Origin of the sequence: Labrenzia sp. THAF35 (assembly GCF_009363595.1) — a bacterium.
In the GTDB taxonomy this organism is placed as follows: Bacteria; Pseudomonadota; Alphaproteobacteria; order Rhizobiales; family Stappiaceae; genus Roseibium; species Roseibium algicola.
Map to the genome: position 1 here is coordinate 1,409,610 of NZ_CP045380.1, position 23,423 is coordinate 1,433,032.

Genomic DNA, 23,423 nt, shown 5'->3' on the forward strand with positions numbered 1-23,423 from the left:
TCCCTGAAACCAATTCTCTGTATCGTCAAGGCTCGAATTTCAAAAAAATGCGGGAGCTACCTGCCCGATCTTTTCAAACTGACCCATTTGGAGATTTTTCCATGAAACTGCTGTCGAGCCTTCTGCGATCCTTCATCAAGCGCGGGCGCATGCGTGTGATCGACGTCGCGGGTGCCGTGCACGAATTCGGGTCGGGCGAGGACGGTCCGACAGTGACCATCCGGCTGCATGACAAAAAGCTTTACCGATCGCTTTTTCTCAATCCGGAGCTGGCCGCGGGCGAAGCCTATATGGATGGAACCCTGACGATGGAGGAAGGGTCGACCTGCTACGACTTCATGTTCCTGTTTTCCATCAACAGGGCGCCGCTTGGGGCCAATCCCGTACAGGGCCTGTTGCGGAAGGGCTGGAAGCTCTTGCGGCGGCGCCAGCAGCAGAACAGCGTCGAACGGGCAAAGTCGCAGGCGCGGCATCACTATGACCTCTCAACCGACCTCTATCGGCTGTTCATGGATGAGGGCCTCAACTACAGCTGTGCCTATTACACCTCGCCTGACGACACGCTGGAACAAGCCCAGGCGGCCAAGCTGGCCCATCTGGTCGCCAAGCTGGACCTGAAGCCTGGGATGGAAGTGCTTGAAATCGGCGGCGGCTGGGGCTCGCTCGCCATCCGCATGGCTCAGGCCGGTGCAAAGGTTACCTCGCTCAACGTCTCGCCAGAGCAAGTGAAGATCGCCGAAGAACGCGTGCGCGCTGCGGGTCTTGAGGACCAGGTGACATTCGTTCTGAAGGATTACCGGGAATTCGAAGGGCAATTCGACCGGATCATCTCGGTCGGCATGATGGAACATGTCGGCATCGGCCATCTCGAGGAGTATTTCGGCCAGATCCGCAGATGCCTGACCGAAAAAGGCTATGCCGTCGTGCATTCCATCGGTCGCATGACGCCTCCGGGCACGACGGGGCCTTTTATTCGCAAGTATATTTTCCCCGGGGGTTACGTTCCGGCGCTGTCGGAAGTCTTTGCGTCTACCGAACGGCTTGGGTTATGGGTCTGCGATGCGGAAATCCTGCGGCTGCACTACTACTACACCATTCGCGACTGGCGCATTCGCTTTGAAGACAAGAGGGCGATTGCCGCTGATCTTTATGACGAAACTTTCTGCCGTATGTGGGAGTTTTATCTGTGTGCGGTCGAGCTGGGCTTCCTGCACGGATCCAACATGGTCTTCCAGCTCCTCCTGTCGAAGGAGCGGGATGCCGTGCCGATTGTCCGCGACTTCATCGTCGATAACGAACGGGAACTGAATGGTTAGGGTCAAACCTGCAACGGGTGGAAAGTCAGGCTCCGGGGGCGCGCCGGGGCGCCGCCGTGGCATGATCGGCCTTATCCGCAAGCGCTTGTTGCAGCTGTTGTTGGTCCTGGTCCTGCTTCCGCCCGTTCTTACCGTCATCTATTCCGTCGTGCCGCCCATAAGCACGCTGATGATCGGGCGCTATGTCCAGTTTCTATGGGTCGACCGGCAGTGGGTACCGCTTGAGCAGATTTCGCCAAACCTCGTCCGGTCGGTCATCACTTCGGAAGACAGCGGCTTTTGCGAAAACGACGGCGTCGAGTGGGACGCGCTTCAGGATCAGGTCGAAGCACTGAGCGAAGGCGAGAAGCCTCGCGGCGCAAGCACCATCACGATGCAGACCGCCAAGAACCTGTTCCTGTGGGGCGAGCGGTCCTACATCCGCAAGGGGCTGGAACTGCCGCTGGCCCTGATGCTGGATGCGATGCTGACCAAGAAGCGGATCCTGGAAATCTACCTCAATATTGCCGAGTGGGGCGAGGGTATCTTCGGCGCCGAAGCCGCCGCGCAGGCCTGGTTCGGCAAGAGCGCCAAGGACCTGACGCGGACCGAAGCTGCCAGATTGGCGACAGCCTTGCCAAATCCACGTGGCCGGAACCCCGCCAAACCAGGTTCCGGACACCGGAAACTGGCCGGCACGAACCTGGCCCGTGTGAAGGGCGCGGGGCCGATTTTCGGCTGTGTTCTGGGGAAATAGACGGAGGTGGATAGCGCTTCGCCACCGCCTGTTCTATCCAGACCAAGAATTTTTTCTCTATGGGGTGGCAAAACGTTGGCGTTGCCTGTATAACGCCGCGCATTCCAACACGCTGCGTGACGCCACGCCCCGGGCTAACCCGGTCCGGGCCGCGCGGTTATGGACCACGGAGAAAAACAAAATGGCCGTTCCAAAGAGAAAAACCTCGCGCTCCAAGCGCGGTTTTCGCCGTTCCGCGGACGCCCTCAAGCAGCCGACTTACGTCGAGGACAAGGATTCGGGCGAACTGCGCCGTCCGCATCACGTTGACCTGAAGACCGGCATGTACCGGGGCCGTCAGATCCTTTCCGCAAAAGACGACGCATAACACCCGTATTCTTCGTGAATGCAGGTAGCGTCCGGACCGGATCGCCGCATGGCAAATCAAGATTGAGGCTGGCCTTGTTTCGACGGGCCGGCCTTTTTCTTTTCAGCGCCTTGAATTGGCTATCAAGATCGTGTCAGCTCGCTCCGATTTCTGCCCGCTTCGGGTGTCCTTGAATTCGGGAGCCGTTCATGCGCCTTTTTTCAGCCGTTCCTTTCACGCTTTTCTCGCTGCTGATCTATAACGCCCTTGCTTTCACGGTGGGCGCGGGAGAGCCCGGCTTCTGGGCGCAGCCGATGATCACCATACAGATGGTTTCCGGCGCAACCTTCGAGCTTCTGGCGAGCGATCTGCTCATCACGGTCGGGCTGTTCTTCCTGTTCATCGAAATTCTGAAGGCGACCCGCATCGGCACGACGGCCCTGCTGGACCACATGTTCTCGGTGCTGGTGTTCGTCGCCTACCTGGTGGAGTTCCTGGTGCTGCAGCCCGCGGCGACGTCGCTGTTCTTCATCCTCATGGCGATCTCGCTGATCGACGTGATCGCCGGGTTCTCGATTTCCATCACCGGCGCACGGCGGGATGTTTCCTTCGGCCATGGGGACGTGCACTAAGACTGCTTGCGGGCCGACTGCCGCTATTCCGGACAAGTGTGACGCGGCCGAGCGCAGCACCGGCACGCGGAATTCCTTTGCGTTTTAGCGCGGTCCGCATTTGAAGAGAATGGGTTCGCTTGGCTCGCGCCGATACCCGGTTTCCGGATCGGCGTGCAGCGTTTCGCTGCATTCGTCAGGAATGACGGGCGCGGAGCAAGACCGGAACGGCTAGGCGTCCTTGCCGTCTTCGACGATCGCGTGTTTCTGGATCAGCGGCAGCTGGGTCAGGGTGAAGACAAGGGTGATCGGCATGATGCCGAAGACCTTGAAGCTGACCCAGAAATCGGTCGAGAAGCTGCGCCAGACGATCTCGTTGATCGCGGCAAGCACGAAGAAGAAAACGCCCCAGCGGAATGTCAGCTTACGCCAGCCTTCGTCCGTCAGCCGGAAGGCGCTGTCGAAGACGTAGCCGAGCAGTGCCTTGCCGAACAGCAATCCGCCCAGCAGAACCGTGCCGAACAGGCAGTTGACGATGGTCGGCTTCAGCTTGATGAACAGTTCGTCGTGGAGCCACAGCGTCAGGGCGCCGAAAACCAGAACCACCGCGCCGGACACCAGCGGCATGATCGGCAGGCGCTTCGTCAGCCACAGCGACACGACCAGCGAGATGCTGATGGCCACCATGAAGGCGGCGGTTGCCAGGAAGATTGGCTTGCCGACCTGTTGCAGCACGGGAAAGGCCGCCGCGATCTGTTCGCCGCGGGCATTGAACAGGAAGAACACGCCGAGCGGTCCCAATTCCAGCGCCAGCTTCAGGAGCGGGGAAAGTTCCTTGCGGGTGGGGTCGTTCGGGGCGTGTTCGAGTTCCATGTTTTTCCGTTATCCTGTTCAGGAAGTCTGCTTCCGGACATAGGTGATGGAGGGTGCCAGGGTCAAGGACCCCGGTCCGATTCGGAAAATAGAGCCGGAAAATTTCAGGGCCAGTAGAGAGGCACCGGGAAGCGTGAAGATGAAACGTTGGATGCTGTGCCTCGCGGCCACCTTGCTGTTTACGGTCTCTGCCTTCGCGGCGATGCCTGTTCGTTGGGACCAACTCAAGGATCCGGAGGCCGCAGCCTATGAGGACCCCTTTGCCGCGCTCAGCGGCACAGAGCTGCGGTCGCTGGGCACGGTGCTGCGGCTTCGCCAGCAGTTGGACGAGACGGTTGAGACTGACGCGGACCGTTCAACGCTGAAACGTCGTCTTCAGCAGGAAGAAGCCCAGCTTGCAGCAGCTGGCGTGCCGACGGACAAATTGCTGTCGCAACGCTTCGAGGTTGCGAAGAAACGGGCTGCTGCGTCGCTTGCCGGCAACAAGGCTCTGGCCGGGAGGGACATCGAGATTACCGGGTATGTGATCCCCGTGCAGGAACCCGGCAGCGATGAGGTAATCGCCGGCTATCTGGTTCCCGAACAGGGCATGTGCAGCCACATGCCGGCGCCCGATCCCAACCAGATGATCCGTTACCGGCTGTCGACAGGCTGGCGGGCGGAGTATGTCTATGAACCGGTCCGGCTCACCGGGCGCCTGTCCTTGAAAACAACCCGACAGGAAATCACGCTTCTGGACGGTCAGGTCGACATGATCGCGGCGTTCGAGATGGAAGTCACAGGCGCCCAAAGCCTGGGTGAGGAGACCGCCCCGGATCCGATGAGCCGGATCTGGAAATTCTTCAAGGGGCCGGTGCCTGAGAACTCCTGGAAGCACCCATAAAAAAGGCGCTGCAACGGGCGCTTTTTGGAATAGCCGCGTGATCGCTGAAATTCGTTTGTCTGAGGTGCCAGGCTAAGATACGCGATGGATAGGTAGAAACTAAAAAAGTCGGAAACCTGCTCGCCGGTGCAATTTTTGCGCAAATTCCGAGATGATTTTGCGCAGTAGATTGAAAACCGGAGCATTCATCAAGATCTGATCCATAGCAGAAACCGTTTCAACTCTTGCAGAGGTTCCTTTCGTTTCAGCTCTGGTGCCTTTGTGATGATTAAGATTTTTTCTTTTCTTGGGTTTCTCGGGATCGTAGGGTTTATTATCACATTTCCGATTTTCATGGTCAGGTTGAAAACTGCCATGAAGATTGCCCTCGCGATTTTTTCAGGACTGCTGCTTTGGTGGCGTTTTACCGGCCCCTCTGACCGGGAGGGTGTTTTGTTTGTCGTTGTCTTCGCCAGTATTGCAATAGGTATGAGCGTGTCGCTACGCTTGCTGTGCGTGCTGTTTCTCCATTTCGCAGACAAGAAACGTTGTTTTGAAGATGTTGAAACCGCATCGCCTTACTGGCTGGACTTAGTCGTGGGGTTTGGTGCGTCAGGCATTTTGACGCTGATCTTTTTTTGCAACCTGGCCTGGGCAACCAGTGACCTGTCCCACGCCATGCTACTGCATGTTAGCCTTGCTCTTTTCTGTATCTGGCTATTTGCCAAGACCACTGAGTCTTGGCTGAAACGACCAGCATCAAGGCTTTTTCTTCATCCATTCGGCATTGGAACCGCCACGGTCCTGCTGGCTCTCACGGCTTATAGCTGGTTCTGGTATCCGACCCTGGTACGCTCTGAAGCGTATGCTGCTGTCAATGGCAGCGACCACTGCATCTACTTTCCCACCACTCAAAAGATCGCGCAGGTCGGCGACCGTCTGACTCTCCTGACTTTGGCCAAACGCAGAAGAGGTGGCAATTTTTTCCTGGTTTCGCGAGAGAAGGCCTGGGCGTGGAGCTACCATGAACGTGGCTTTGTTCCCGATCAGAAGGCTAATCGCGGCTGGCTTCAGCGCGTCTGTTTCGGCCAGGATCAACGAGAGTAACGTTCTAAAAAACAGAAAAAAGAAAGACGCCCGAGAGCGCCTTTCCGTAGTTCTGGTTTTACTGAAGCCTCAGCCGTTGGCGATGTACTGACCGCCGTTGATGGTCATCACAGCACCGGTCATGAAGGCGGCGGCGTCGGACGCCAGGTAGACCACCGTCTGGGCGATTTCTTCCGGATGGCCGAGGCGGCCGACCGGGATGCCGGAGATGATCGACTGCAGCACTTTTTCCGGCATGGCGGCAACCATGTCGGTGTTGATGTAGCCCGGGCAGACGCAGTTGACGGTGATGCCCTTGAAGGCGTTTTCCTGCGCCAGTGCCTTGGTGAAGCCAATCACGCCGGCCTTTGCCGCGGAATAGTTCGCCTGGCCCATCTGGCCCTTCTGGCCATTGATGGAAGAGATGTTGATGATGCGGCCCGAAGACCGTTCCCGCATGCCGTTGATCACCGGCTTGGTCATGGTGAACATGGAATCGAGGTTCGTCGACAGGACTTCGCGCCACTGCTCGAAGCTCATCTTGTGGAACATGCCGTCGCGGGTGATACCCGCATTGTTGACCAGCACTTCCACCGGACCCAGTTCGCTTTCCACCTGGGCAATGCCTGCCGCGCAGGCGTCAGGATCGGAAACGTCCCACTTGAAGACGTGGATACCGGTCTCGGCCTTGAAGGCTTCGGCCTTTTCGGTGTTGCCGGCATATGTGGCCGCCACGGTGTAGCCTGCGTCTTTCAGACCCCGCGAAATTGCTTCGCCGATACCGCGCGTACCACCCGTGACCAATGCGACCTTGCTCATTCCCCTTCCTCCTGACTTCCAGTTCCGGGCCCTTTGGGCTCTCTGACATCAATTCAGTCTTGTTTGCTGTTCCCGATCATGGCCGGAGGCCCGGCCATGATCCTTCTTTCCCTTTGCGGCTTAGCGCTCCAGGCACATGGCGACACCCATGCCGCCGCCGATGCACAGTGTTGCAAGGCCTTTCTTGGCGTCGCGGCGGTTCATTTCGTGCAGCAGGGTGGTCAGGATGCGAGCCCCGGACGCACCGATCGGGTGGCCGATGGCAATCGCGCCGCCGTTGACGTTGACGATGTCCGGGTTCCAGCCCATGTCCTTGTTGACCGCGCAAGCCTGAGCGGCGAAGGCTTCGTTGGCTTCCACGAGATCGAGGTCGGCAGCGGACCAGCCGGCTTTCTCAAGCGCCTTGCGCGATGCCGGGATCGGGCCGGAGCCCATGATTGCCGGATCGACACCCGCAGTGGCCCAGGAGGCGATGCGGGCGAGCGGCTTCAGGCCGCGCTTTTCGGCTTCGGCGGCGCTCATCACCAGAATGGCGGCTGCACCGTCGTTGATGCCGGAGGCGTTGGCGGCAGTCACGGAACCGTCCTTGGTGAAGGCCGGGCGCAGCTTGGCGACGCTTTCCAGCGTGGCGCCGTGACGGATATATTCGTCATCGGCAACGACGCGCTCACCCTTGCGTTCCTGCAGGGTTACCGCGGTGATCTCGTCCTTGAACTTGCCGGCCTTCTGGGCAGCTTCCGCCTTGTTCTGGGAAGCAACTGCGAACTCGTCCTGCTGGTCGCGGTTGATCTGCCACTTTTCGGCGACGTTCTCGGCGGTCTGGCCCATGTGGTAGCCGTTGAAGGCATCCCAAAGGCCGTCCTTGATCATGGTGTCGATCATCTTGTAGTCGCCCATCTTGTAGCCGGCGCGCATGTGGGCGCAGTGCGGCGACAGCGACATGTTTTCCTGGCCGCCTGCCATCATGATGGTGGCGTCGCCTGAAATGATCTGCTGCGCTGCAATGGCAACGGTGCGAAGACCGGAACCGCAGACCTGGTTGAGCGTCCAGGCCGTCGCACTATCGGCAATGCCTGCCTTGATGGCAGCCTGACGCGCCGGGTTCTGGCCCTGACCGGCCGTCAGAACCTGACCAAACACGACTTCGTCGATGTCGCCGCCTTCGACGCCGGCCTGTTCCATGGCCGCCTTCATGACAATGGCACCGAGGTCATGCGCCGGGGTGTTGGCAAAGGCGCCATTGAACGACCCCACGGGCGTGCGGGTCGCACTGACAATGACGATATCGGTGAAAGCGCTCATCATACTCTCCAGACTTGAGGCCAATTGACCGTAGTGGACTGGTGCCGCAGGGGCACCTGTCGATGCTTATTATGCATGGACTAGAAACTGCGCTGAGATTTGTGTCAACCGTAACACTCCGTATCGAAGGCTTGTTTTCGCATTTGCGGTATAATCCTTTCGTCAGCGCACATAAAAAGGCTGGCACGATCCGATACGATTGGCTTAGTCTCTTACACGGAGGAGATGACAGGCCTGCGAAAGCCTTGTCGTCAAATGGGAAACTAGCCACAAGGCTGATAGGCGGAATTCACGGATGGCCAAGACCAACGAGCCGACAATCATCAAGAAATACGCCAACCGGCGCCTGTACAACACGGGCACCAGCACCTACGTCACGCTTGAGGACCTGGCGGTGATGGTGAAGGGGGAGGAGGACTTTGTCGTCTATGACGCGAAGTCCGGTGAGGATATTACCCGGTCGGTCCTGACCCAGATTATTTTCGAACAGGAAGGCAAGGGGCAGAATCTTCTGCCGGTCACGTTCCTGCGCCAGCTGATCCGCTTTTACGGCGACAGCATGCAGGGCCTCGTGCCGAGCTTCCTGGAATATTCCATGACCTCGCTCACCAAGGAGCAGGAAAAGCTGCGTTCGCAAATGAGCGAAGCTTTCGGCGCAACGGCGTTCGAGGCCATCGAGGACCAGGTCAAGCGCAACACGGAGATGTTCGAGCGGGCCATGAAGATGTTCATGCCCTTTCCGGCCGCGGGGGGAGATCCAACTGCGACTGCCAACCCGGCGAGCCAGGCCAAGCCTGTAAAGTCCGGCGGGAACGATCTCGACGACATGAAGCGCCAGCTGGAAGACATGCAGAAAAAGATCAACCAGCTCAGCGAGAAGTCCTGAGGCGTTTACGCGACCTGTAATGAGCCGTGATCTGGACCGCATGAACATCGCCATCATTGCGCTTGGCGATGATCCAGTGTTGCTGAAAATCCTCGAGACGTGGTTTGTCGAGGAGTGGGCCGACTGGTATGGCCCGGGGCAACCCGGCGATGCGCGGGAAGATCTGGAAAAGTGCCTTCTGCCAAATGCTCGCCTGCCGCGCTGTCTGGTTGCGCTGGACGGAGATGGCAGGCCGTTGGGAACGGTCTCCCTGCGTGATACCTCGCCGGGGTCGGACCTTTATCCCGGCGCCTGGCTGACCGCATTGCTTGTGCATTGCGATTTCCGGAAAGCAGGTATCGGCATCAAGCTGATCGCTGCCGCAGAACGGGAAGCCACCAGGATCGGATTTCCGAAAATTCTGACTGCAACGGCAACGGCCGGGTCGCTCGTCCTCAGACGGGATTGGCAGCAGGTCAAAACACTTCAGTCGGCTTCGGGGCCGTTGGATATCTATCGCAAAGCCCTGGGGCCGGTCTGAACGGGCGTCAGCCCGGACCGCCGTCAAAATAAAGCCTCATCCCGAAGAGCGAGCTCACTCGAGTCTCGAAGGATGGGCCGCTTGCTCTTGTGTTTGCAGCCCATCCTTCGAGACGTGCCTATCGGCCCTCCTCAGGATGAGGTGAAGGGTAGGTGAGGCTTCTTGAAAGAAGGCAGATCCGGTCCTTTCCTTAGCCGCAGTCGGCAACCAGGCTTGCAGCGGCAATGCCGGCGACTGCGCAGGCTTCGTCATTGTCGGACGTGTCGCCGGTAATGCCGACAGCGCCAAGGGTTTCGCCTTCGTCGTTCTTCACCAGAACGCCGCCGGGCACCGGTACGATGGCCCCGCCGGAAACGCCGTTCAGAGCGTTGACGAAATGCGGACGGGACTCTGCATTGGCGTTCAGCCATCTGGTGCCGGTGCCGACAGCGAGTGCACCTATCGCTTTGCCCGTGGCGATCTGCGGACGCATGATCGAGGATCCGTCCTGCCGCTTGAGCAGGATGGCATGACCACCCGCATCGAGGACAGCAACGGTAAGCGGTTTCAGATTCAGCTCGGCTGCTTTTTCAAAAGCGGCAGAAATGATGGTCTCTGCCGTTGATAATGTCAGTTTGCGCATTTTCCCACTTCTCCTTAAGGTGCTGACCGCGATACCGATTTGCTAACAGAACATGGCATTGGCGAATAGGCGGCTTTCCCGAGAAGCTATTGCTGCGATTCGGAAAGAAAGACACTTCGGCCAGGAGGAATTCAGTGAAGCGTGATTTTCAGGCCCCGGGCCGGTCCCCGGTTTTTGCACGCGAAGCAGCGGCTGCGACCTCTCATCCGCTGGCAACGAGCGCGGCTCTGGAAGTGCTTCAGGCAGGTGGCAATGCGGTTGACGCCGCGATCGCGGCAGTTGCCGTTCAATGTGTTGTCGAACCGCATATGACCGGTATCGGCGGCGACTGTTTTGCCATTGTCATGGAGCCGGATGGACGTCTGACGGGTTTCAATGGCTCAGGTGCAGCCCCGCGGGCCGCGACACCGCAAAAGCTTGCAGAGCTTGGCGTCAAGGACATCACCGACACGTCGCCGCATGCCGTGACCGTACCCGGTGCCATTCGGGCCTGGGAAACGTTGCTGAAGGCGCATGGTACCAAGAGTTTCAAGTCCCTGTTCAAGCGGGCAATTCAATATGCCCGCGACGGATTTCCGGTTGCCCCGCGTGTTGCGCGCGACTGGGCCGGGGATGTCGACAAGCTGCGCGCCGACGAGGTTTCGGCCGCGCGCTACCTGATCAAGGGCGAAGCACCCAAAACCGGCACGGTTCTGAAATACCCGCGTCTGGCAGACACTCTCGCGGCAATTGCCGAGGGCGGGGCGGATGCCTTCTATTCTGGCCCGGTTGCCGACGACATTGTGAGCGCGCTGCAGTCGCGCGGCGGGCTGATGACCCAGGACGATCTGGCCGCTTGCCACACGACAGCGGTGTCACCGGTCTTGAGGGACTACAAGGGTCACACGGTGGCCGAATTGCCGCCAAACGGGCAGGGGATCGTTGCCCTGATCATGCTCGGTATTCTGGAACAGTTCGACCTGGAAAGCCTTGATCCGCTCGGTCCGGAACGTTTTCACCTGGAAATGGAAGCCGCGCGTCTGGCCTATGGCGTCCGGGAGCAATTCATCACCGACCCGGGATACATGGATGTCTGCCACACACGGTTGATCGGCGCGGATTATATCGACCAGCTTGCCCGGCAGGTGTCGCTGACCAAGCGGATGGACTCGGTCCCGGCAAGTGCGCTGGCTCCGCAGACGGACACGGTTTACCTGACGATCGTCGACAGGGACGGACTTGCGGTTTCCTTCATCAATTCCCTGTTCAGCGGGTTCGGCAGTGGCATTGTCGCTCCGGAAACCGGTGTGCTGCTGCATTGCCGTGGCAGTTCGTTCCGGGCCGAGCCGGGACATGCCAATTCCATCGACGGCGGCAAGCGGCCGATGCATACGATCATTCCGGCAATGGTGCTGAAAGAGGGGGCGCCGTTCCTGTCCTTCGGCGTGATGGGTGGCCACTACCAGGCCTGCGGCCATGCACATGTGCTGACCAACATCATCGACTATGGCATGGATGTTCAGGCCGCCATCGACTTCCCGCGGATGTTCTTCGACATCGCCAGCCACGAACTGCAGGCGGAACGACTGGTGCCACCGTCCACGCTCGACGGACTTCGTGCGCTGGGCCATTCCGTCGTTCCGGCGTCCGGCCCAATTGGCGGGTCCCAGGCCATCATGATCGACAAGACCCGGCACTTGCTGACAGCAGGCTCCGATCCACGCAAGGACGGGCATGCCGGAGGCTACTGACCAGGCTTCGGCCGGCCACCTGACCGCGTCAATTTGAACCTTGTGATCGCCGCCTCACGGGTGTTTGGTGCGGTTGGACGCGCCGATAATCATATGAGGTTTTCAATATGCCCGGATTTTCGAGGCGGGAGATCCTGCTTGGCGGCGCCGGGGCGCTGACGGCGTTTGCGGCCGGTGGACTTGGTGCCAGGCAGGCACTGGCCGCTGAGCACAGCCTGACCCTTTCGAGGCTCAATCATTCGGTGCTGCCGGAAACGGTCACGGCTGACATGATGAGCTTCAGCCCCAGTGGTCCGCCGCCGGTGCTGCGGTTCCGCAAGGGACAGACCACCACGATCGACGTGAAGAACGCGCTTGATGAAGCGTCGGTGGTGCATTGGCACGGCCTCAGGATCGCCAACAACATGGATGGCGTACCCTATCTGACGCAGTATCCGATCGAGGCGGGAAACGCGTTCCGCTACGAGTTCACGCCGCCTGACGCCGGCACCTTCTGGTACCACCCGCATTGCAACACGCTGGAACAGATCGCCCGGGGAATGACCGGGGTGATCGTGGTGGAAGACGAGGAAGATGCCGGCTTCGACAGCGACCTGCCACTGAATATTCGTGATTTCCGGCTTGGGGGCGACGGCCAGTTCATTGCCTTCTACAAGCCTCGCAATGCCGCGCGAGGCGGCACGCTCGGAACCGTTTCGACAGTCAACTGGCAACCACAGCCCGTTTATGAACTTGCCGCGGGCTCTCTCGTGCGTCTGCGTCTGGCTGTTACCGATCTCACAAGGGTCGGCAGATATACAGTTTCCGGTGCCGAGGCACTGATAATCGCGATCGACAGCAACCCGTTGCCGCAGCCGGTGGCGATGGACGAAATCGTGCTTGCGCCCGGACAGCGGGCTGATGTTGCCCTGCGTGTACCGGACAGTGAAGACGAGGTCGCCAAGCTTGTTCTGAAAAAGCCGAATGGCGACAAGGTGCTGGCGACATTCCAGCCCAGGGGCGCGTCAGCCGGCAGGGACCTGCGAGAACTGAAGCCACTCAAGCCGAACCCTGTGCCACAGGCAGACCTTGCCAATGCCGAGGTTCTGGATTTCGTGTTCGGCTGGTCTCCGGGCGGGGATGCGCCGCAGGCCAGCATCTGTGGTTCGCTCGGCTATACCTTCTGGTCGATCAATCGGGTGGCCTGGGGCGGGGATGTGCCGGGGCCATTCGATCCGCTGGCGACCTTGCGGCACGGCAAGTCCTACATCCTGCGCTTCCGAAACGAATCACCGAACGATCATCCGATCCATCTGCACGGCATGTCGTTCCAGTTGCTGCGGTCGAACAAGCGCAAGCTGCCGCCGTTGGTGACGGATACCGCGCTGCTTCTGGAAGAAGAAACCATGGAAGTGGCCCTGGTTGCCGACAATCCGGGCGACTGGGCATTCCATTGTCATGTGATCGAACACCAGAAAACCGGCCTGGCCGGTTTCCTGCGTGTAGAAGCCTGAGCGCTTTCCGACAGGTCAGGCAGACAGGGAGATCGTGTAGGAGCGTTCGTCGCCGTCTTCGGCGGCGGATGCATATTGCGCGACATGCTGCCGGCGCTCCAGCCAGGTCTGCTCGTCAAACGAGTCTCCGGCCAGAAGCTGGGTGGCATATTCGGCATGGGCGCCGTAATAGGCGTCACGCTGAGAAGCCTGTGCGGCGAGATGTGCGGGGACGGCATCCAGAGCGCCAAACTGACCATTTGAGGTCGAACTGAAGCCGGTTCTTTCAGTCGGAGCGGTTACCGGCTTCTGCCGGATGCGCATGGGATGGATGGCCGATACGGGTCTTACTTGCATTTCAGTCTCCGGGGTGGGCCAGTCCGTGGCCAGTCTTTCGGAGGTCCGGGGAGTCCGGATCTGTTTTTCAATATAGGGTCTCTGACAACAGAAAAATGTGACGCGCGTCACACTTTGACGGGAGAGGGGGGTGCCCGCTGCTGTCTAGAGATAACGGTTGTCAGCAGAATTTGTTCCCGGTGCCGTCATTTGCTGCGGTGCTTCTGCCTCCAGCCTCTGCAGTTCGGGTGATATGCCCCTCCTTGATCCTCACCTGAAGCATGTTCGGGCAAACCAAAAAAAGACCCGGAGCAATGCCCCGGGTTGAAGGTCTCCAGTGGTACTTCTGGAACTTTAAAACAGGTTGGCCTAGCGCTCGGTCTTGAGCAGTCGGCCGGCAGGGCGCTGGCGTGGCAGGGCAGCAGTTGCCCGATACGAGTTCACGCCGGTGAGTGGTTCTGTTTGCCTGCGGAACCTTGTCTGGGGCTCTCCATCTCGCGTCGCGATCAGATGGGCGAGGAAAATAGAGTTCGGGCGGTAGCGCGCGCTGAAGGCAATCTGCTCGCGCTCAAGCTCCGGTTCCACGGGAACGGGGAGATACGTGTCAAAGGTCGCCTGCCGCTCGGATTCCGTCTCTCCCACGGAGGGACGCTTCCGCCTCACATTGGCACGACCTGCAGAAGAAACCGGGTTAACTCGCACGATTTAACGCCTCATTGTTTCAGAATGGCACGCCCAAGGCTGCCTCACCTGAAACGTCGCAATCACCGTGCCACGTTAACCTCTTGTTAACTTTTTGTCCGCAGAAAACCGCCGATCTGCATTAACAATCGTTAATGCGGTGGCGCAAAATCGGACACTTTTCAGTGGGAAGCGGGGATAGCGGTGGTAACCGGAACCGGCCCGTTGCAGGCAGGGGCAAGTCCTGACGGCAAAGGGAATCAGGTTTGACCTGCGGGGGGAGGACTCAGGCTGAACGGTGTTCCGACAGTTCTGGCAGCCGAACCGCGAGTGGCAGAGCGAAGTCCTCGGCGGTCAGTTTCTCATTCCTCAGAAGATGCTGCAGGCTCACGGCAACCGACATGGCATCGTCGAGAGCGTCGTGTTGCCGCCCGTCCGACGTCTCGAGGCCAAAATACTCCGCCAGACGACCGCTCGTCATTTTGCCCATATCCTCAACGGGGGTGCCCGCATTCAAGATCAGGCCGATGGCGTTGCCGAAGCGGTGGGCGGGGATGGGTGGTGTCAGGCCTTCGATATAGGAACTGATCGCCAGAAGGGTGAGTTCGTCCTTGCCCCAGGACCAGAAATTCGCCCCCTCTGCGAAGGCTGCGAATTTTTCCAGTGCGTCGGCGTGGGCAATGCCTTCGCGGTCGATGTCCGCCTGGGTAATGCCGGTCAGCTCGGTGAAGAAAGGATCTACATTCGGGTGCCTGCCGAACCTGTCCCTCGGCTTGATCAGGACATTGAATGTATCGAGAATGTCATAACCGCCCCCGAGCGAGAGTTTCACCGCGCCAATCTGGGCGACATTCGGATCCGGATCCAGCGGACCGCACCATTGCCGGCTCATGGCGCCGGGCGCGGTCAGATATTCGCAGTCGTAAATGATCACGTGATGCATGAAAAAGAGGTCCGTCCGATCAAAAGAAGGAAAAAGCGAGGGCGGCCAGAAACAGAAGAACGGTTGAATAGAACGTCAGGGCAAAGCCGAAGGCCCTGGCGGCCGCGCCTTTTTCATAACCGTTCCAGAACAGAGCGCGTCCGCACCAGAACAGGAGCGCGGCGGCAGGCAAAGCGCCGAGATACCCGGCCGGGGCAAGTGCTGCGAATGCGATGTAAGTAAGGGCGGCCAGCGTGGTCTGTTCCAGCGTGTTCTGGAGCACGGCCTGCAACAGCTTGGCCTTTTCGGTGCCTGAGGTCAGTCCGCTGCCGTCGATATCCTCCGGTGTGAAAAAGCGATGCCGGGCCAGAAGGCCTATCGACAAAAGCAGCCAGAAAGCGCCGGCCAGCAGACATTGGGCTGCCAGCGTAAGGCGGGCTTGCGGCGAGCCGTCCGGCAGCCAGTCCTGCGGATACTGACCGGCGCCAAAGCCAAGCCCGGTGGCCGCGACGATTACCGCCGCGATCATGCCCTTCATCACACCATGTTGTTTCACTGTCAGGGGCAATCTGCTGCCTCGCTTTCGCTGACGGAACCGACACGGGAACAGGACCACACCGGGCTTCAAAAGAAAAGCGTTGGCAGGCCCCGGCGCAGACAGACTGGCGCGACCAGGAGGCCGCGCCAGTGCAAGAGATCGTCTTTGAGCCCGTCAGTCCGGTGCCTTGCCGGTCCAGGCGCTGCGGTCGATGTCGAGATCCGCGAAGTTGTCAGGGTTCAGCACCGGTCGGGCGACACCTTCCCGAAGCTGGCTCTTGAAGTCGTCCAGGATCCGCTTGGCTGTCGGGAACAGCATCATCAGAGCGAGTAGGTTGACGACCGCCAGGACGCCCATCAGCGGATCGGAGAAGAAGAACACCGAGGTTGCATTCGGTGCCGTCGCCCCCAGGAACACGACGCCCATCACGGCGACCCTGAGAACGTGCAGGGCCATGGTGCTGGATGTCATCGAACTGAGGGCGTTTTCGCCGAGGTAGTAGTTGTAGATGATGGAGCTGAACGCGAAGAGCAGCACTGCGCCGGTCAGGAAATAGCTCGTCCAGCCACCGAGGTGGGAAGCAAGCGATTGCTGGGTCAGGACGACGCCGTCAACGCCTTCTGCACCCGGCGCATAGACATCGCCGAGCAGGATGATCAGCGCCGTGCAGGTGCAGATGATCATCGTGTCGATGAAGACCGAAAAGGACTGGGTGATGCCCTGGCTGATCGGGTGGCGGACTTCCGCCGTCGCGGCAACGTTGGGAGCCGAGCCGAGGCCGGCCTCGTTGGAGAACAGCCCGCGGCGCAGGCCTTGCGCAAGGGCTGCGCCCATGCCGCCGCCGACCACTTCTTCCAGCCCGAAGGCGTTGAGAACGATGGAATAGATGACGCCGGGCACCTCGGTGATGTTGAGAAGGATGATCACCAGTGCCATGCCGATATAGCCGACGGCCATGATCGGCACGATGACATCCGCTGCCTTGGCAATGCGGTGGATGCCGCCAAAGACGATCAGGCCGGTCAGCACAGTCAGGCCAATGCCCGTCCACAGCCGACCGATGCCGAGGCTTTCTTCCGCGGCGCCCGCCACGGTGTTGCCCTGGAAGGCGTTGAAGCCGAAGGCGAAGGAGGCCATGAGGCAGAGTGCATAAAGCACCGCAAGCCAGCGGTAATCGGCGCCAAGGCCATGGATGATGGTGCGGGCGGGTCCGCCACGATAGGTGCCGTCACCCGTGGAGCGCTTGTAGAGCTGGGCGAGCGAACACTCGATCAGGCTGGTTGCCATGCCGACAAGGGCAACGGCCCACATCCAGAAGACCGCACCGGGTCCACCGAGCGTGATCGCCACGGCGACACCGGCGATGTTGCCGCCGCCAACCCGGCCGCCGACAGACAGAAGCAGGGCTTCGCGGGCAGAGATGGCGTTGGGATCACCCGACTGGTTCTTGGAAGACAATACGCGGAACATACGCAGGAAGAAGCGTAGCTGAACGAAACCGGTAACGACCGTGAAGAAGATGCCAATGACGACGAGAAACGGGATGAGTGCCCACCCCCAGGTCAGGTCGCCGATTAGGGCGAAGAACGCCTCGACAAGCTGCATGGATCCAACCCTCCTTGTTTTCCGCAAGGCTGACGAAGGGTCAGCCTCATCGGAACCGGAAGGGTAGGCTTCAATTTCCGGGGTTTGCAATAAAAAAGAGAGGTGCTTGAAAATGCAGCTCTGAATTGCCGGGTTGATAGGCAGCCACCAGGCAACAAAAAACGCGGCTCGAATGAACCGCGTTTTTCAAATCGGATAGGGAAGCCTGCCTTAAGCGGCCAGGGCGCCCTGAGCCTGATCAACCAGGGCCTTGAAGGCATCCGGCTGGTTGATGGCGAGGTCGGACAGAACCTTGCGGTCGACTTCGATGCCGGCCTTGTTCAGACCGTCGATGAAGCGGCCATAGGTCATGCCGTGCTGGCGGGTTGCCGCATTAATGCGCTGGATCCAGAGCGAACGGAAGTTCCGCTTCTTGGCCTTGCGGTCGCGATAAGCGTACTGGCCGGCTTTCTCGACGGCCTGCTTGGCAACGCGGATGGTATTCTTGCGGCGGCCGTAATAGCCTTTTGCTGCCTTGATTACTTTTTTGTGGCGAGCGTGGGCGGTAACGCCCCGTTTGACGCGTGACATTTAGGTGATCTCCTTCGGGGCTGGCTTTATGCGTAGGGCAGGAACTGCTTCACGATCTTTGCATCCTGGTCGCTCAGCGTGGTGGTGCCACGGGCGTTGCGGATGAACTTGTTCGTGCGCTTGATCATGCCATGACGCTTGCCGGCCTGCGCGGTCTTCACCTTGCCGGTCGCGGTCACTTTAAAGCGCTTCTTGGCGCCGGACTTCGTTTTCAGCTTGGGCATTTTGCATCCTTTCCTTGGTGCATCCGTTCAGAACGGATACTCTTTTGTTGGTGCATTCAGAGCCGACACGGCATGCCCTCGGTTGTCGAAAACGGTCTGCGCAAGAACACAGAAAACCAGTCCACGACGAGCCGGACGACTCTGGACCGGGCGCTTATATGGGAGCTTTCCTTGGAATGCAACCGGTTTGCGCGCCTTTTTTGGCGGTTTCGGCCAGATCTGCGGCACGGTCCTCCGCGGCAAAAGCAGTGGCCGCGGAGACCGGTGTGCGCCAGCAAGGCCGATCAGGCAGCCAGATCGCATTCCTGCCGGGCGGCCAGAAGGCTGGCAGAGACCTTTTCAGGATCGGCGACGGTGCCTTGCACGGCAATGAAGCGGATATCCTCAACGCCCAGGAACGACAACAGGAACTTGAGGTAAGGCTGCACGAAGTTGGCCGCGGCAAAGGGCTGGCCGTCAAGATAGCCTTCGGCCCCATAGGCGGAAATCACCACCGCGCGCCGGGTTTTTGCAAGTCCCTGAAAGCTGTTGCCGTCAAATGAAAATGTGTGCCCGACACGAACGATCTGGTCGATCCAGGCCTTGAGCGCCGCGGGGACTGCGAAATTGTAGATCGGCGCGGCAATCAGCAGGGTGTCGGCTTCCTGAAGCTCGGCGATCAATTTATCGGAAAGGGCTGTCGCTTCCTTCAGGTCTGCGGTCATGGAGGCGGGCTCGGTATAGAAACCTTCGATGGTCTTCTGGCCGATGATCGGGATGGAGCCATCGGCAACATTTCGCGTGATGACGCGGCAGTCGGGATGTTTGCGGCGGTAGCTTGCCTCGAAATGATCGGCAATGGCGGTGGAGTGCGAGCCGGTCTGGCGGGAACTGGAATTGATGCGCAGAAGCAGTGTCATGCGGGTATCTCCTGGTTGGATGATGCCCGGAGGTTATTTCTGCGTATGTGGAGGAAAAACACTGTGGCTCGCAGGATATTCGTGCTTATTCTGCATGAATGGATCTGCAAGCCCTCAAGACAATCCTGCTCGTCCGCGACCTTGGCAGCCTGGCAGCTGCCGCGCGGGCGCTGGATCTCGATGCCTCGAATGTGTCCCGGACGGTTTCTGCAATCGAGCGGGAGCTTGGTCAGAGGCTTTTCCAGCGCAGCACGCGCAAGCTGTCGCTGACGGAGGCGGGCGAAGCCTATCTCCAGCGGGTTGCGCCGCTTGTGGAGGAGATCGAGGCGGCGAACGAGGACATTGCCGCCAGAAGCCAGCAGCCACGGGGAACCTTGCGCATGACGGCGTCGGTTGCTTTCGTGCTGGAAGGAATCGTCCCGCTTTTGCCGGTGTTTCACGACCGGTACCCGGATATCTCGGTCGAACTTTTTCCCTCCGACAGCAATCTCGATCTACTGGCGGAAGGACTGGACCTTGCTGTCCGCCTGGCTGCGGCGCCGAAAGGCGATCTCATTTCCACAAAGCTGCTGCAAACCCATTACCGGGTGGTGGCCTCGCAGGACTATCTTGAAAGGGAAGGGCATCCGGAGGCGCCGGGTGGCCTGTCTGCCCGAAATTGCCTGTGTTTTGCATTGCCGGATTTTCGCAATGCCTGGCGCTTCAGGCTTGGGGATGACACGCCCTTCGATGTGGAAGTGTCGGGCAGAACGACAATTTCAAGCGCGCTTGCGCTACGCGAAGCAGCCAGGCTTGGCCTTGGTCCGGCATTGCTGGCCGACTGGCTGATTGCGAGCGACCTGAAGGACGGCAGGCTGGTCGACCTCTTTCCCGACCACACGTGTGCTCCGGCGAACTTCGAAACCGCCGCATGGATCCTTTATCCGAGCAGGGCCTATCTGCCGCTCAAGGTGCGGGTGATGATCGATTTTCTGAAGACAGAGTTCGGACGTTCCGGGAACTGATTATACATCAGAGGATTTGTTCTTTTGAGATAATTTGTCCAATTTATTGAACTGAAGAAGATTTTTTACCTCAAAGAATATTTATGAATTCAAATATTCATGATTTTTGATCGTTTTTCTGAATCTATAAACTGATGTATACGATTAAATTTATTCATTTATGGCAATTTCACTAAGAAAGGCGCCATATTCAATCTTTACGTGTTATTTAGTGTAAAACTTTGTCCCATAATACATTTCTTTGTTGAGAATCAGGTCGTGAATATGTTGTTTTAAAGCTACGGAACAATAATTCGGACAACCTTGGATATGAATCCCAACATATGCCACGATCGAAAGATTGTTTTTGTACACAATCCCAAAGTAGCTGGTACGAGCCTGAGAGATTGGCTTGGCTTTGACGAAGTCTGGAATCACGGATTCCCGACGACAAATACGCCTGTAGAATGCTGGAATGACTACAGGGTTATTGTTGCTATACGAGATCCGATCGACCGGGCCTTGTCCGGGTACAGGTTCATGACCCGGGAAAAATATGTCGGAAGCTTCCGCAGCCGGTATCCGGACCTGCCAACCTGGGACCCGCTGACCTTCTTCCGGAAAATGTTCAACGAACAGATCTTCGTGGTGCCGCCGCAGTTCAAGTACACGATGCACATGCATTCCAACAAGGCGCCGGACTATCTGATCCGGTTCGAGAACATGGATCTTTCCCAGCTCGCGCAGGATCTCGATATCCAGAAGCCGTTGCCACGGGAAAACGCGAACCCGCAAACTGAAGTGGTCGATATTGCGGAAGATCTCTATGTGGCCCTGATCGACCACTACAAGGTCGATTACCTGCTTTTTGGCTACAGGCCGGTGCCTTATCGCGACTTCATGCGCTCACAGGAAATAGCTGCGGCTGCCTGAAGATCTGCATTCATTTCCGTGACGAAATTCGCCCGGGCAGACCCATTGTCCACCCGGGCAAGGAATTGTCTCAGGCATTCACGTCGACGACGACACGGCCCTTGACCTGGCCTTTCAGGATGTCGGCGCCAAGCGCCGGCAGGTCTTCAAGGGTTGCCGGGTGGATCATCGCTTCCAGCTTGTCCATCGGCAGGTCTTTCGCCAGCCGTTCCCAGGCTTTCAGGCGGCCGTCATAAGGCTTCATGACGCTGTCGATGCCCAGCAGGTTGACGCCGCGCAGCAGGAACGGGATGACGGTTGCCGGCAGATTGGCGCCGCCTGCAAGGCCGACGGCTGCAACGGATGCGCCGTATTTCATCTGGCCGAGAACACGTGCAAGCATCGGACCGCCGACAGCATCGATGCAGCCCGCCCAGGTTTCGCTTTCGAGGGGGCGCTTGACCGTTTCGGCAACGTCATCGCGTGGCACCACGCGGGCGGCGCCAAGAGACTTCAGGTAATCCCAGGTGCTCTCGCGTCCGGTGACGGCGGCAACCTCGTAGCCGAGATTGGCCAGAATGGCGGTTGCAACGGAGCCGACGCCGCCAGCGGCACCGGTGACCAGCACCGGCCCGTTTTCCGGCTTCAACCCGTGCTCCTCAAGCGCCATGACCGCAAGCATGGCCGTGAAGCCGGCTGTGCCGATCGCCATGGCGTTGCGCGTGGTCAGACCTTCCGGCAATGGGACGAGCCACTCGCCCTTTACCCGTGCCTTCTGGGCGTAGCCGCCCCACCACGCTTCGCCGACGCGCCAGCCGGTCAGTACCACCTTGTCGCCCGGCTTGTACCAGTCGTCGGAGCTTTCCTCGACGGTTCCGGCAAAGTCGATGCCGGGCACATGCGGATAGTTTCGAACCAGTCCCCCTCCCGGGCCAAGGCACAGGCCGTCCTTGTAGTTGAGCGTGGAGTATTCCACGGCAACGGTGACATCGGCTTCCGGCAACCGGCTCACGTCGATGTTCTCAATCGAGGCGTGGGTTTTGCCGTCTTCGTCCTTGTCGACAATCAGTGCCTTGAAGGTCATGAGCTGTTCCCTTTTCTCTTCGGTTTCAGGCGGCGGCTTCCGCCGCCGGGCCGGACCAGTCGATCTGGCAGATTTCAGCACTTCTGCCGTCAAAATCCCAGACCCTGCCGTAAGCGCGCACGCGGCCTTGCGTGGCGGTGGCGACCGTGATGTCCGAACCCATCCAGTATTCGGTGTTCTTGACGACGATATCCTCGTCCGGATTGGCGCCGCGCACAGGCTCCACCTCGCCCTTGATCGCCTTGCCGACGATCAGGCGGCGTTTCTTGCCTTCGTTGGTGTAGGAGACAGGAGCGCGTTCGGCGCCCAGAAACTCGCTGACCAGAACCCGGAACAGGCCGGTGGTGCCCTTGGCCTGGCCGGAGAAGATCTTGATCAATCCGTCATAGGCCGCTTCGCTGGCGCGCTCGTCGATATAGGCGGCGGCCTTCCAGTTGCCGCGGGCCATCAGGCCCGGAATTTCCAGGACGAGGCCGACATTGAGGCCGGAGAGGTCCTCGCCCTCATAGTGGCCTTCGTCAATGCGCACACCCGCCCAGGCCTGGCAGTAACCCTCTGTGGGCGGGTGCTTGCCAAGCGATACCACGCAGGGGCAGAAGACGGTGCAATTGCAGTTGAGGATCAGTTCTCCTCTGATGGCCCAGCCGGACATGATTTTCTCCCTATATGGTTATTGGTAATAACGGCAGAACCAGAACGACCAGTCCGGCCAGAATGAGGAAAACGCCGACCGGCACGGTAAGTTTCGCGCCGATGTCGGGAAGTTTTTCCAGTGTCATCAGCACCATGGCGCCCCCCATGAAGGCGAGATTCATGGTGCCGGCGACAAACGCGAGCAGCATCAAGGCCCAGCAGCAGCCAAGGCAGACGGCGCCAAGCCTGAGACCGAGCATCAGCCCGCCCCGGGCCCCCGGCTGCCAATGACTGAAGAAAAAGGTCAGCGGGTTCCGGCAGGAGCTGAGGCAGGCCTGCTTGAAGTGGCTGAACTGATAAGCCCCCGCCAGCAGCAACAGGGCCGCGTTCAACGGGTTGGAAACGGATTTGCCGAATGGATCGAGCAGGCTTTGTTCCGCCAGCCAGACCTGAAGAGAACCGGCCAGAAGCGAAAATCCGAGCCAGACAGCAAGATACCCACCCACAAGCGCGGCCAGCGGCAAGATGCCTGCGGCGGCAGTCTGTGTCAGCTGCGCATAGGTGCGAAACGCGGGAAAGGCTGTTGGTGCCATCATCGCCAGGGCCATCAGGGCCCACATCAGGGTGGCGACCCCGAAGCCGGCATTGGCGGCTGTTGCCGAGCACAGGGACAGGAATGCCTCCAGCGGCTGCCCCATGGGTAGCCCGGTAAGCTGCCAGTCCGTGGTTTCCCTCAGGCCGCCTGCCTGCATGGCGAACAGGGCGATCCAGGCCACCAGAATGGCGGCATAAAAGGTCAGCCAGAACGCTCTGTGGCCAGGCATGAGCCGCGCAACGGTGTCCACCCGATCCTCC

Annotated in this window: 27 protein-coding genes; 12 read left to right on the forward strand and 15 right to left on the reverse strand. The window is 59.4% G+C overall.

What is annotated here, in order from left to right; translation table 11 throughout:
* Positions 1–101 precede the first annotated feature (101 nt).
* The 4 genes from FIU93_RS06505 to FIU93_RS06520 all read left to right on the forward strand — a co-directional run bounded on the left by FIU93_RS06505 (position 102) and on the right by FIU93_RS06520 (position 3,030).
* On the forward strand, positions 102–1,316 hold the full coding sequence (locus FIU93_RS06505; RefSeq protein WP_152505114.1) for a cyclopropane-fatty-acyl-phospholipid synthase family protein: 1,215 nt from the start codon (positions 102–104) through the stop codon (positions 1,314–1,316).
* 61 nt (positions 1,317–1,377) lie between these two features.
* The gene (gene mtgA / locus FIU93_RS06510; RefSeq protein ID WP_286202411.1) at positions 1,378–2,052 is read left to right on the forward strand and encodes a monofunctional biosynthetic peptidoglycan transglycosylase; all 675 of its coding nucleotides are present in this window, start codon (positions 1,378–1,380) and stop codon (positions 2,050–2,052) included.
* A gap of 181 nt (positions 2,053–2,233) precedes the next feature.
* On the forward strand, positions 2,234–2,419 hold the full coding sequence (gene rpmF / locus FIU93_RS06515; protein WP_006936667.1) for a 50S ribosomal protein L32: 186 nt from the start codon (positions 2,234–2,236) through the stop codon (positions 2,417–2,419).
* 188 nt (positions 2,420–2,607) lie between these two features.
* The gene (locus FIU93_RS06520) at positions 2,608–3,030 is read left to right on the forward strand and encodes a hypothetical protein (protein WP_023002594.1); all 423 of its coding nucleotides are present in this window, start codon (positions 2,608–2,610) and stop codon (positions 3,028–3,030) included.
* A gap of 210 nt (positions 3,031–3,240) precedes the next feature.
* Here the strand turns inward: FIU93_RS06520 and FIU93_RS06525 are convergent, their stop codons facing one another.
* Positions 3,241–3,882, reverse strand: coding sequence for a septation protein A (locus FIU93_RS06525; RefSeq protein ID WP_152505116.1), 642 nt, complete (start codon positions 3,880–3,882; stop codon positions 3,241–3,243).
* Between the two features lie 139 nt (positions 3,883–4,021).
* Here FIU93_RS06525 and FIU93_RS06530 point away from each other — a divergent pair, with 139 nt between their 5' ends.
* Positions 4,022–4,765 (forward strand): DUF3299 domain-containing protein, encoded by a 744-nt coding sequence (locus tag FIU93_RS06530; RefSeq protein WP_173017283.1) that lies wholly within the window; start codon positions 4,022–4,024, stop codon positions 4,763–4,765.
* A 264-nt stretch (positions 4,766–5,029) separates the two neighbouring features.
* Positions 5,030–5,851 carry a hypothetical protein gene (locus FIU93_RS06535; protein ID WP_152505118.1) on the forward strand — a complete coding sequence of 274 codons (822 nt, stop codon included), beginning with the start codon at positions 5,030–5,032 and terminating at the stop codon, positions 5,849–5,851.
* Positions 5,852–5,920: 69 nt separating this feature from the next.
* Here FIU93_RS06535 and phbB read toward each other — a convergent pair whose 3' ends face one another.
* Together phbB and FIU93_RS06545 are read right to left on the reverse strand one after the other, a co-directional pair.
* Positions 5,921–6,649 (reverse strand): acetoacetyl-CoA reductase, encoded by a 729-nt coding sequence (gene phbB / locus FIU93_RS06540; protein WP_023002597.1) that lies wholly within the window; start codon positions 6,647–6,649, stop codon positions 5,921–5,923.
* 120 nt (positions 6,650–6,769) lie between these two features.
* Entirely contained in the window at positions 6,770–7,951 is a 1,182-nt protein-coding gene (locus FIU93_RS06545; RefSeq protein ID WP_031270058.1) for an acetyl-CoA C-acetyltransferase, read from the reverse strand.
* Positions 7,952–8,246: 295 nt separating this feature from the next.
* Between FIU93_RS06545 and phaR the strand changes: the two genes are divergently transcribed.
* Positions 8,247–8,837, forward strand: coding sequence for a polyhydroxyalkanoate synthesis repressor PhaR (gene phaR / locus FIU93_RS06550; protein ID WP_152505119.1), 591 nt, complete (start codon positions 8,247–8,249; stop codon positions 8,835–8,837).
* Between the two features lie 19 nt (positions 8,838–8,856).
* On the forward strand, positions 8,857–9,357 hold the full coding sequence (locus FIU93_RS06555) for a GNAT family N-acetyltransferase (protein ID WP_152505120.1): 501 nt from the start codon (positions 8,857–8,859) through the stop codon (positions 9,355–9,357).
* A gap of 190 nt (positions 9,358–9,547) precedes the next feature.
* Here the strand turns inward: FIU93_RS06555 and FIU93_RS06560 are convergent, their stop codons facing one another.
* Positions 9,548–9,979: a heme-binding protein gene (locus FIU93_RS06560; RefSeq protein WP_023002601.1), complete on the reverse strand. Its 432-nt coding sequence runs from the start codon at positions 9,977–9,979 to the stop codon at positions 9,548–9,550.
* Positions 9,980–10,113: 134 nt separating this feature from the next.
* On the opposite strand from FIU93_RS06560, the gene ggt reads away from it, so the two are divergent.
* Both ggt and FIU93_RS06570 read left to right on the forward strand, forming a co-directional pair.
* On the forward strand, positions 10,114–11,709 hold the full coding sequence (gene ggt / locus FIU93_RS06565) for a gamma-glutamyltransferase (RefSeq protein WP_055660095.1): 1,596 nt from the start codon (positions 10,114–10,116) through the stop codon (positions 11,707–11,709).
* Positions 11,710–11,816: 107 nt separating this feature from the next.
* A complete protein-coding gene (locus FIU93_RS06570; protein ID WP_152505121.1) occupies positions 11,817–13,202 on the forward strand; it encodes a multicopper oxidase family protein in 1,386 nt (461 codons plus the stop codon).
* Positions 13,203–13,217: 15 nt separating this feature from the next.
* Here FIU93_RS06570 and FIU93_RS06575 read toward each other — a convergent pair whose 3' ends face one another.
* The 8 genes from FIU93_RS06575 to FIU93_RS06610 all read right to left on the reverse strand — a co-directional run bounded on the left by FIU93_RS06575 (position 13,218) and on the right by FIU93_RS06610 (position 18,956).
* The gene (locus FIU93_RS06575; protein WP_152505122.1) at positions 13,218–13,538 is read right to left on the reverse strand and encodes a hypothetical protein; all 321 of its coding nucleotides are present in this window, start codon (positions 13,536–13,538) and stop codon (positions 13,218–13,220) included.
* A 348-nt stretch (positions 13,539–13,886) separates the two neighbouring features.
* On the reverse strand, positions 13,887–14,159 hold the full coding sequence (locus FIU93_RS06580) for a hypothetical protein (RefSeq protein ID WP_031270062.1): 273 nt from the start codon (positions 14,157–14,159) through the stop codon (positions 13,887–13,889).
* Positions 14,160–14,484: 325 nt separating this feature from the next.
* Entirely contained in the window at positions 14,485–15,141 is a 657-nt protein-coding gene (locus tag FIU93_RS06585) for a 3'-5' exonuclease (RefSeq protein ID WP_055660087.1), read from the reverse strand.
* Positions 15,142–15,160: 19 nt separating this feature from the next.
* On the reverse strand, positions 15,161–15,676 hold the full coding sequence (locus FIU93_RS06590; RefSeq protein WP_208984642.1) for an MAPEG family protein: 516 nt from the start codon (positions 15,674–15,676) through the stop codon (positions 15,161–15,163).
* Positions 15,677–15,832: 156 nt separating this feature from the next.
* Entirely contained in the window at positions 15,833–17,263 is a 1,431-nt protein-coding gene (locus FIU93_RS06595; RefSeq protein WP_023002608.1) for an alanine/glycine:cation symporter family protein, read from the reverse strand.
* A gap of 210 nt (positions 17,264–17,473) precedes the next feature.
* Positions 17,474–17,833: a 50S ribosomal protein L20 gene (rplT, locus tag FIU93_RS06600; protein ID WP_023002609.1), complete on the reverse strand. Its 360-nt coding sequence runs from the start codon at positions 17,831–17,833 to the stop codon at positions 17,474–17,476.
* A gap of 26 nt (positions 17,834–17,859) precedes the next feature.
* The gene (gene rpmI, locus FIU93_RS06605; protein ID WP_023002610.1) at positions 17,860–18,057 is read right to left on the reverse strand and encodes a 50S ribosomal protein L35; all 198 of its coding nucleotides are present in this window, start codon (positions 18,055–18,057) and stop codon (positions 17,860–17,862) included.
* A 284-nt stretch (positions 18,058–18,341) separates the two neighbouring features.
* On the reverse strand, positions 18,342–18,956 hold the full coding sequence (locus tag FIU93_RS06610) for an NAD(P)H-dependent oxidoreductase (RefSeq protein ID WP_023002612.1): 615 nt from the start codon (positions 18,954–18,956) through the stop codon (positions 18,342–18,344).
* Between the two features lie 98 nt (positions 18,957–19,054).
* On the opposite strand from FIU93_RS06610, the gene FIU93_RS06615 reads away from it, so the two are divergent.
* Positions 19,055–19,960 (forward strand): LysR family transcriptional regulator, encoded by a 906-nt coding sequence (locus FIU93_RS06615; protein ID WP_152505123.1) that lies wholly within the window; start codon positions 19,055–19,057, stop codon positions 19,958–19,960.
* Positions 19,961–20,479: 519 nt separating this feature from the next.
* Positions 20,480–20,872 carry a hypothetical protein gene (locus FIU93_RS06620; protein ID WP_152505124.1) on the forward strand — a complete coding sequence of 131 codons (393 nt, stop codon included), beginning with the start codon at positions 20,480–20,482 and terminating at the stop codon, positions 20,870–20,872.
* 70 nt (positions 20,873–20,942) lie between these two features.
* Here the strand turns inward: FIU93_RS06620 and acuI are convergent, their stop codons facing one another.
* Genes acuI through FIU93_RS06635 form a run of 3 tightly spaced genes read right to left on the reverse strand, consistent with a single transcriptional unit; the run spans position 20,943 to position 23,413 of the window.
* Complete coding sequence (acuI, locus tag FIU93_RS06625) at positions 20,943–21,935, reverse strand: acryloyl-CoA reductase (protein ID WP_031270065.1); 993 nt, start codon at positions 21,933–21,935, stop codon at positions 20,943–20,945.
* A 25-nt stretch (positions 21,936–21,960) separates the two neighbouring features.
* Positions 21,961–22,587, reverse strand: coding sequence for a DUF1326 domain-containing protein (locus tag FIU93_RS06630; RefSeq protein ID WP_023002616.1), 627 nt, complete (start codon positions 22,585–22,587; stop codon positions 21,961–21,963).
* Positions 22,588–22,597: 10 nt separating this feature from the next.
* A complete protein-coding gene (locus tag FIU93_RS06635; protein WP_209010297.1) occupies positions 22,598–23,413 on the reverse strand; it encodes a DUF2182 domain-containing protein in 816 nt (271 codons plus the stop codon).
* Between the last annotated feature and the right edge of the window lie 10 nt (positions 23,414–23,423).

What these genes read in the sequence shown, in the direction of transcription:
- FIU93_RS06595 (WP_023002608.1), bottom strand. Translation starts at nt 17,263, where the DNA reads ATGCAGCTTGTCGAGGCGTTCTTCGCCCTAATCGGCGACCTGACCTGG.
- FIU93_RS06615 (WP_152505123.1), top strand. Translation starts at nt 19,055, where the DNA reads ATGGATCTGCAAGCCCTCAAGACAATCCTGCTCGTCCGCGACCTTGGC.
- FIU93_RS06545 (WP_031270058.1), bottom strand. Translation starts at nt 7,951, where the DNA reads ATGAGCGCTTTCACCGATATCGTCATTGTCAGTGCGACCCGCACGCCC.
- FIU93_RS06555 (WP_152505120.1), top strand. Translation starts at nt 8,857, where the DNA reads ATGAGCCGTGATCTGGACCGCATGAACATCGCCATCATTGCGCTTGGC.
- phaR (WP_152505119.1), top strand. Translation starts at nt 8,247, where the DNA reads ATGGCCAAGACCAACGAGCCGACAATCATCAAGAAATACGCCAACCGG.
- FIU93_RS06570 (WP_152505121.1), top strand. Translation starts at nt 11,817, where the DNA reads ATGCCCGGATTTTCGAGGCGGGAGATCCTGCTTGGCGGCGCCGGGGCG.
- FIU93_RS06630 (WP_023002616.1), bottom strand. Translation starts at nt 22,587, where the DNA reads ATGTCCGGCTGGGCCATCAGAGGAGAACTGATCCTCAACTGCAATTGC.
- mtgA (WP_286202411.1), top strand. Translation starts at nt 1,378, where the DNA reads ATGATCGGCCTTATCCGCAAGCGCTTGTTGCAGCTGTTGTTGGTCCTG.
- acuI (WP_031270065.1), bottom strand. Translation starts at nt 21,935, where the DNA reads ATGACCTTCAAGGCACTGATTGTCGACAAGGACGAAGACGGCAAAACC.
- FIU93_RS06530 (WP_173017283.1), top strand. Translation starts at nt 4,022, where the DNA reads ATGAAACGTTGGATGCTGTGCCTCGCGGCCACCTTGCTGTTTACGGTC.
- rpmF (WP_006936667.1), top strand. Translation starts at nt 2,234, where the DNA reads ATGGCCGTTCCAAAGAGAAAAACCTCGCGCTCCAAGCGCGGTTTTCGC.
- FIU93_RS06535 (WP_152505118.1), top strand. Translation starts at nt 5,030, where the DNA reads ATGATTAAGATTTTTTCTTTTCTTGGGTTTCTCGGGATCGTAGGGTTT.
- FIU93_RS06620 (WP_152505124.1), top strand. Translation starts at nt 20,480, where the DNA reads ATGACCCGGGAAAAATATGTCGGAAGCTTCCGCAGCCGGTATCCGGAC.
- rpmI (WP_023002610.1), bottom strand. Translation starts at nt 18,057, where the DNA reads ATGCCCAAGCTGAAAACGAAGTCCGGCGCCAAGAAGCGCTTTAAAGTG.
- FIU93_RS06520 (WP_023002594.1), top strand. Translation starts at nt 2,608, where the DNA reads ATGCGCCTTTTTTCAGCCGTTCCTTTCACGCTTTTCTCGCTGCTGATC.
- FIU93_RS06610 (WP_023002612.1), bottom strand. Translation starts at nt 18,956, where the DNA reads ATGACACTGCTTCTGCGCATCAATTCCAGTTCCCGCCAGACCGGCTCG.
- FIU93_RS06505 (WP_152505114.1), top strand. Translation starts at nt 102, where the DNA reads ATGAAACTGCTGTCGAGCCTTCTGCGATCCTTCATCAAGCGCGGGCGC.
- FIU93_RS06560 (WP_023002601.1), bottom strand. Translation starts at nt 9,979, where the DNA reads ATGCGCAAACTGACATTATCAACGGCAGAGACCATCATTTCTGCCGCT.
- phbB (WP_023002597.1), bottom strand. Translation starts at nt 6,649, where the DNA reads ATGAGCAAGGTCGCATTGGTCACGGGTGGTACGCGCGGTATCGGCGAA.
- FIU93_RS06525 (WP_152505116.1), bottom strand. Translation starts at nt 3,882, where the DNA reads ATGGAACTCGAACACGCCCCGAACGACCCCACCCGCAAGGAACTTTCC.
- rplT (WP_023002609.1), bottom strand. Translation starts at nt 17,833, where the DNA reads ATGTCACGCGTCAAACGGGGCGTTACCGCCCACGCTCGCCACAAAAAA.
- FIU93_RS06585 (WP_055660087.1), bottom strand. Translation starts at nt 15,141, where the DNA reads ATGCATCACGTGATCATTTACGACTGCGAATATCTGACCGCGCCCGGC.
- FIU93_RS06575 (WP_152505122.1), bottom strand. Translation starts at nt 13,538, where the DNA reads ATGCAAGTAAGACCCGTATCGGCCATCCATCCCATGCGCATCCGGCAG.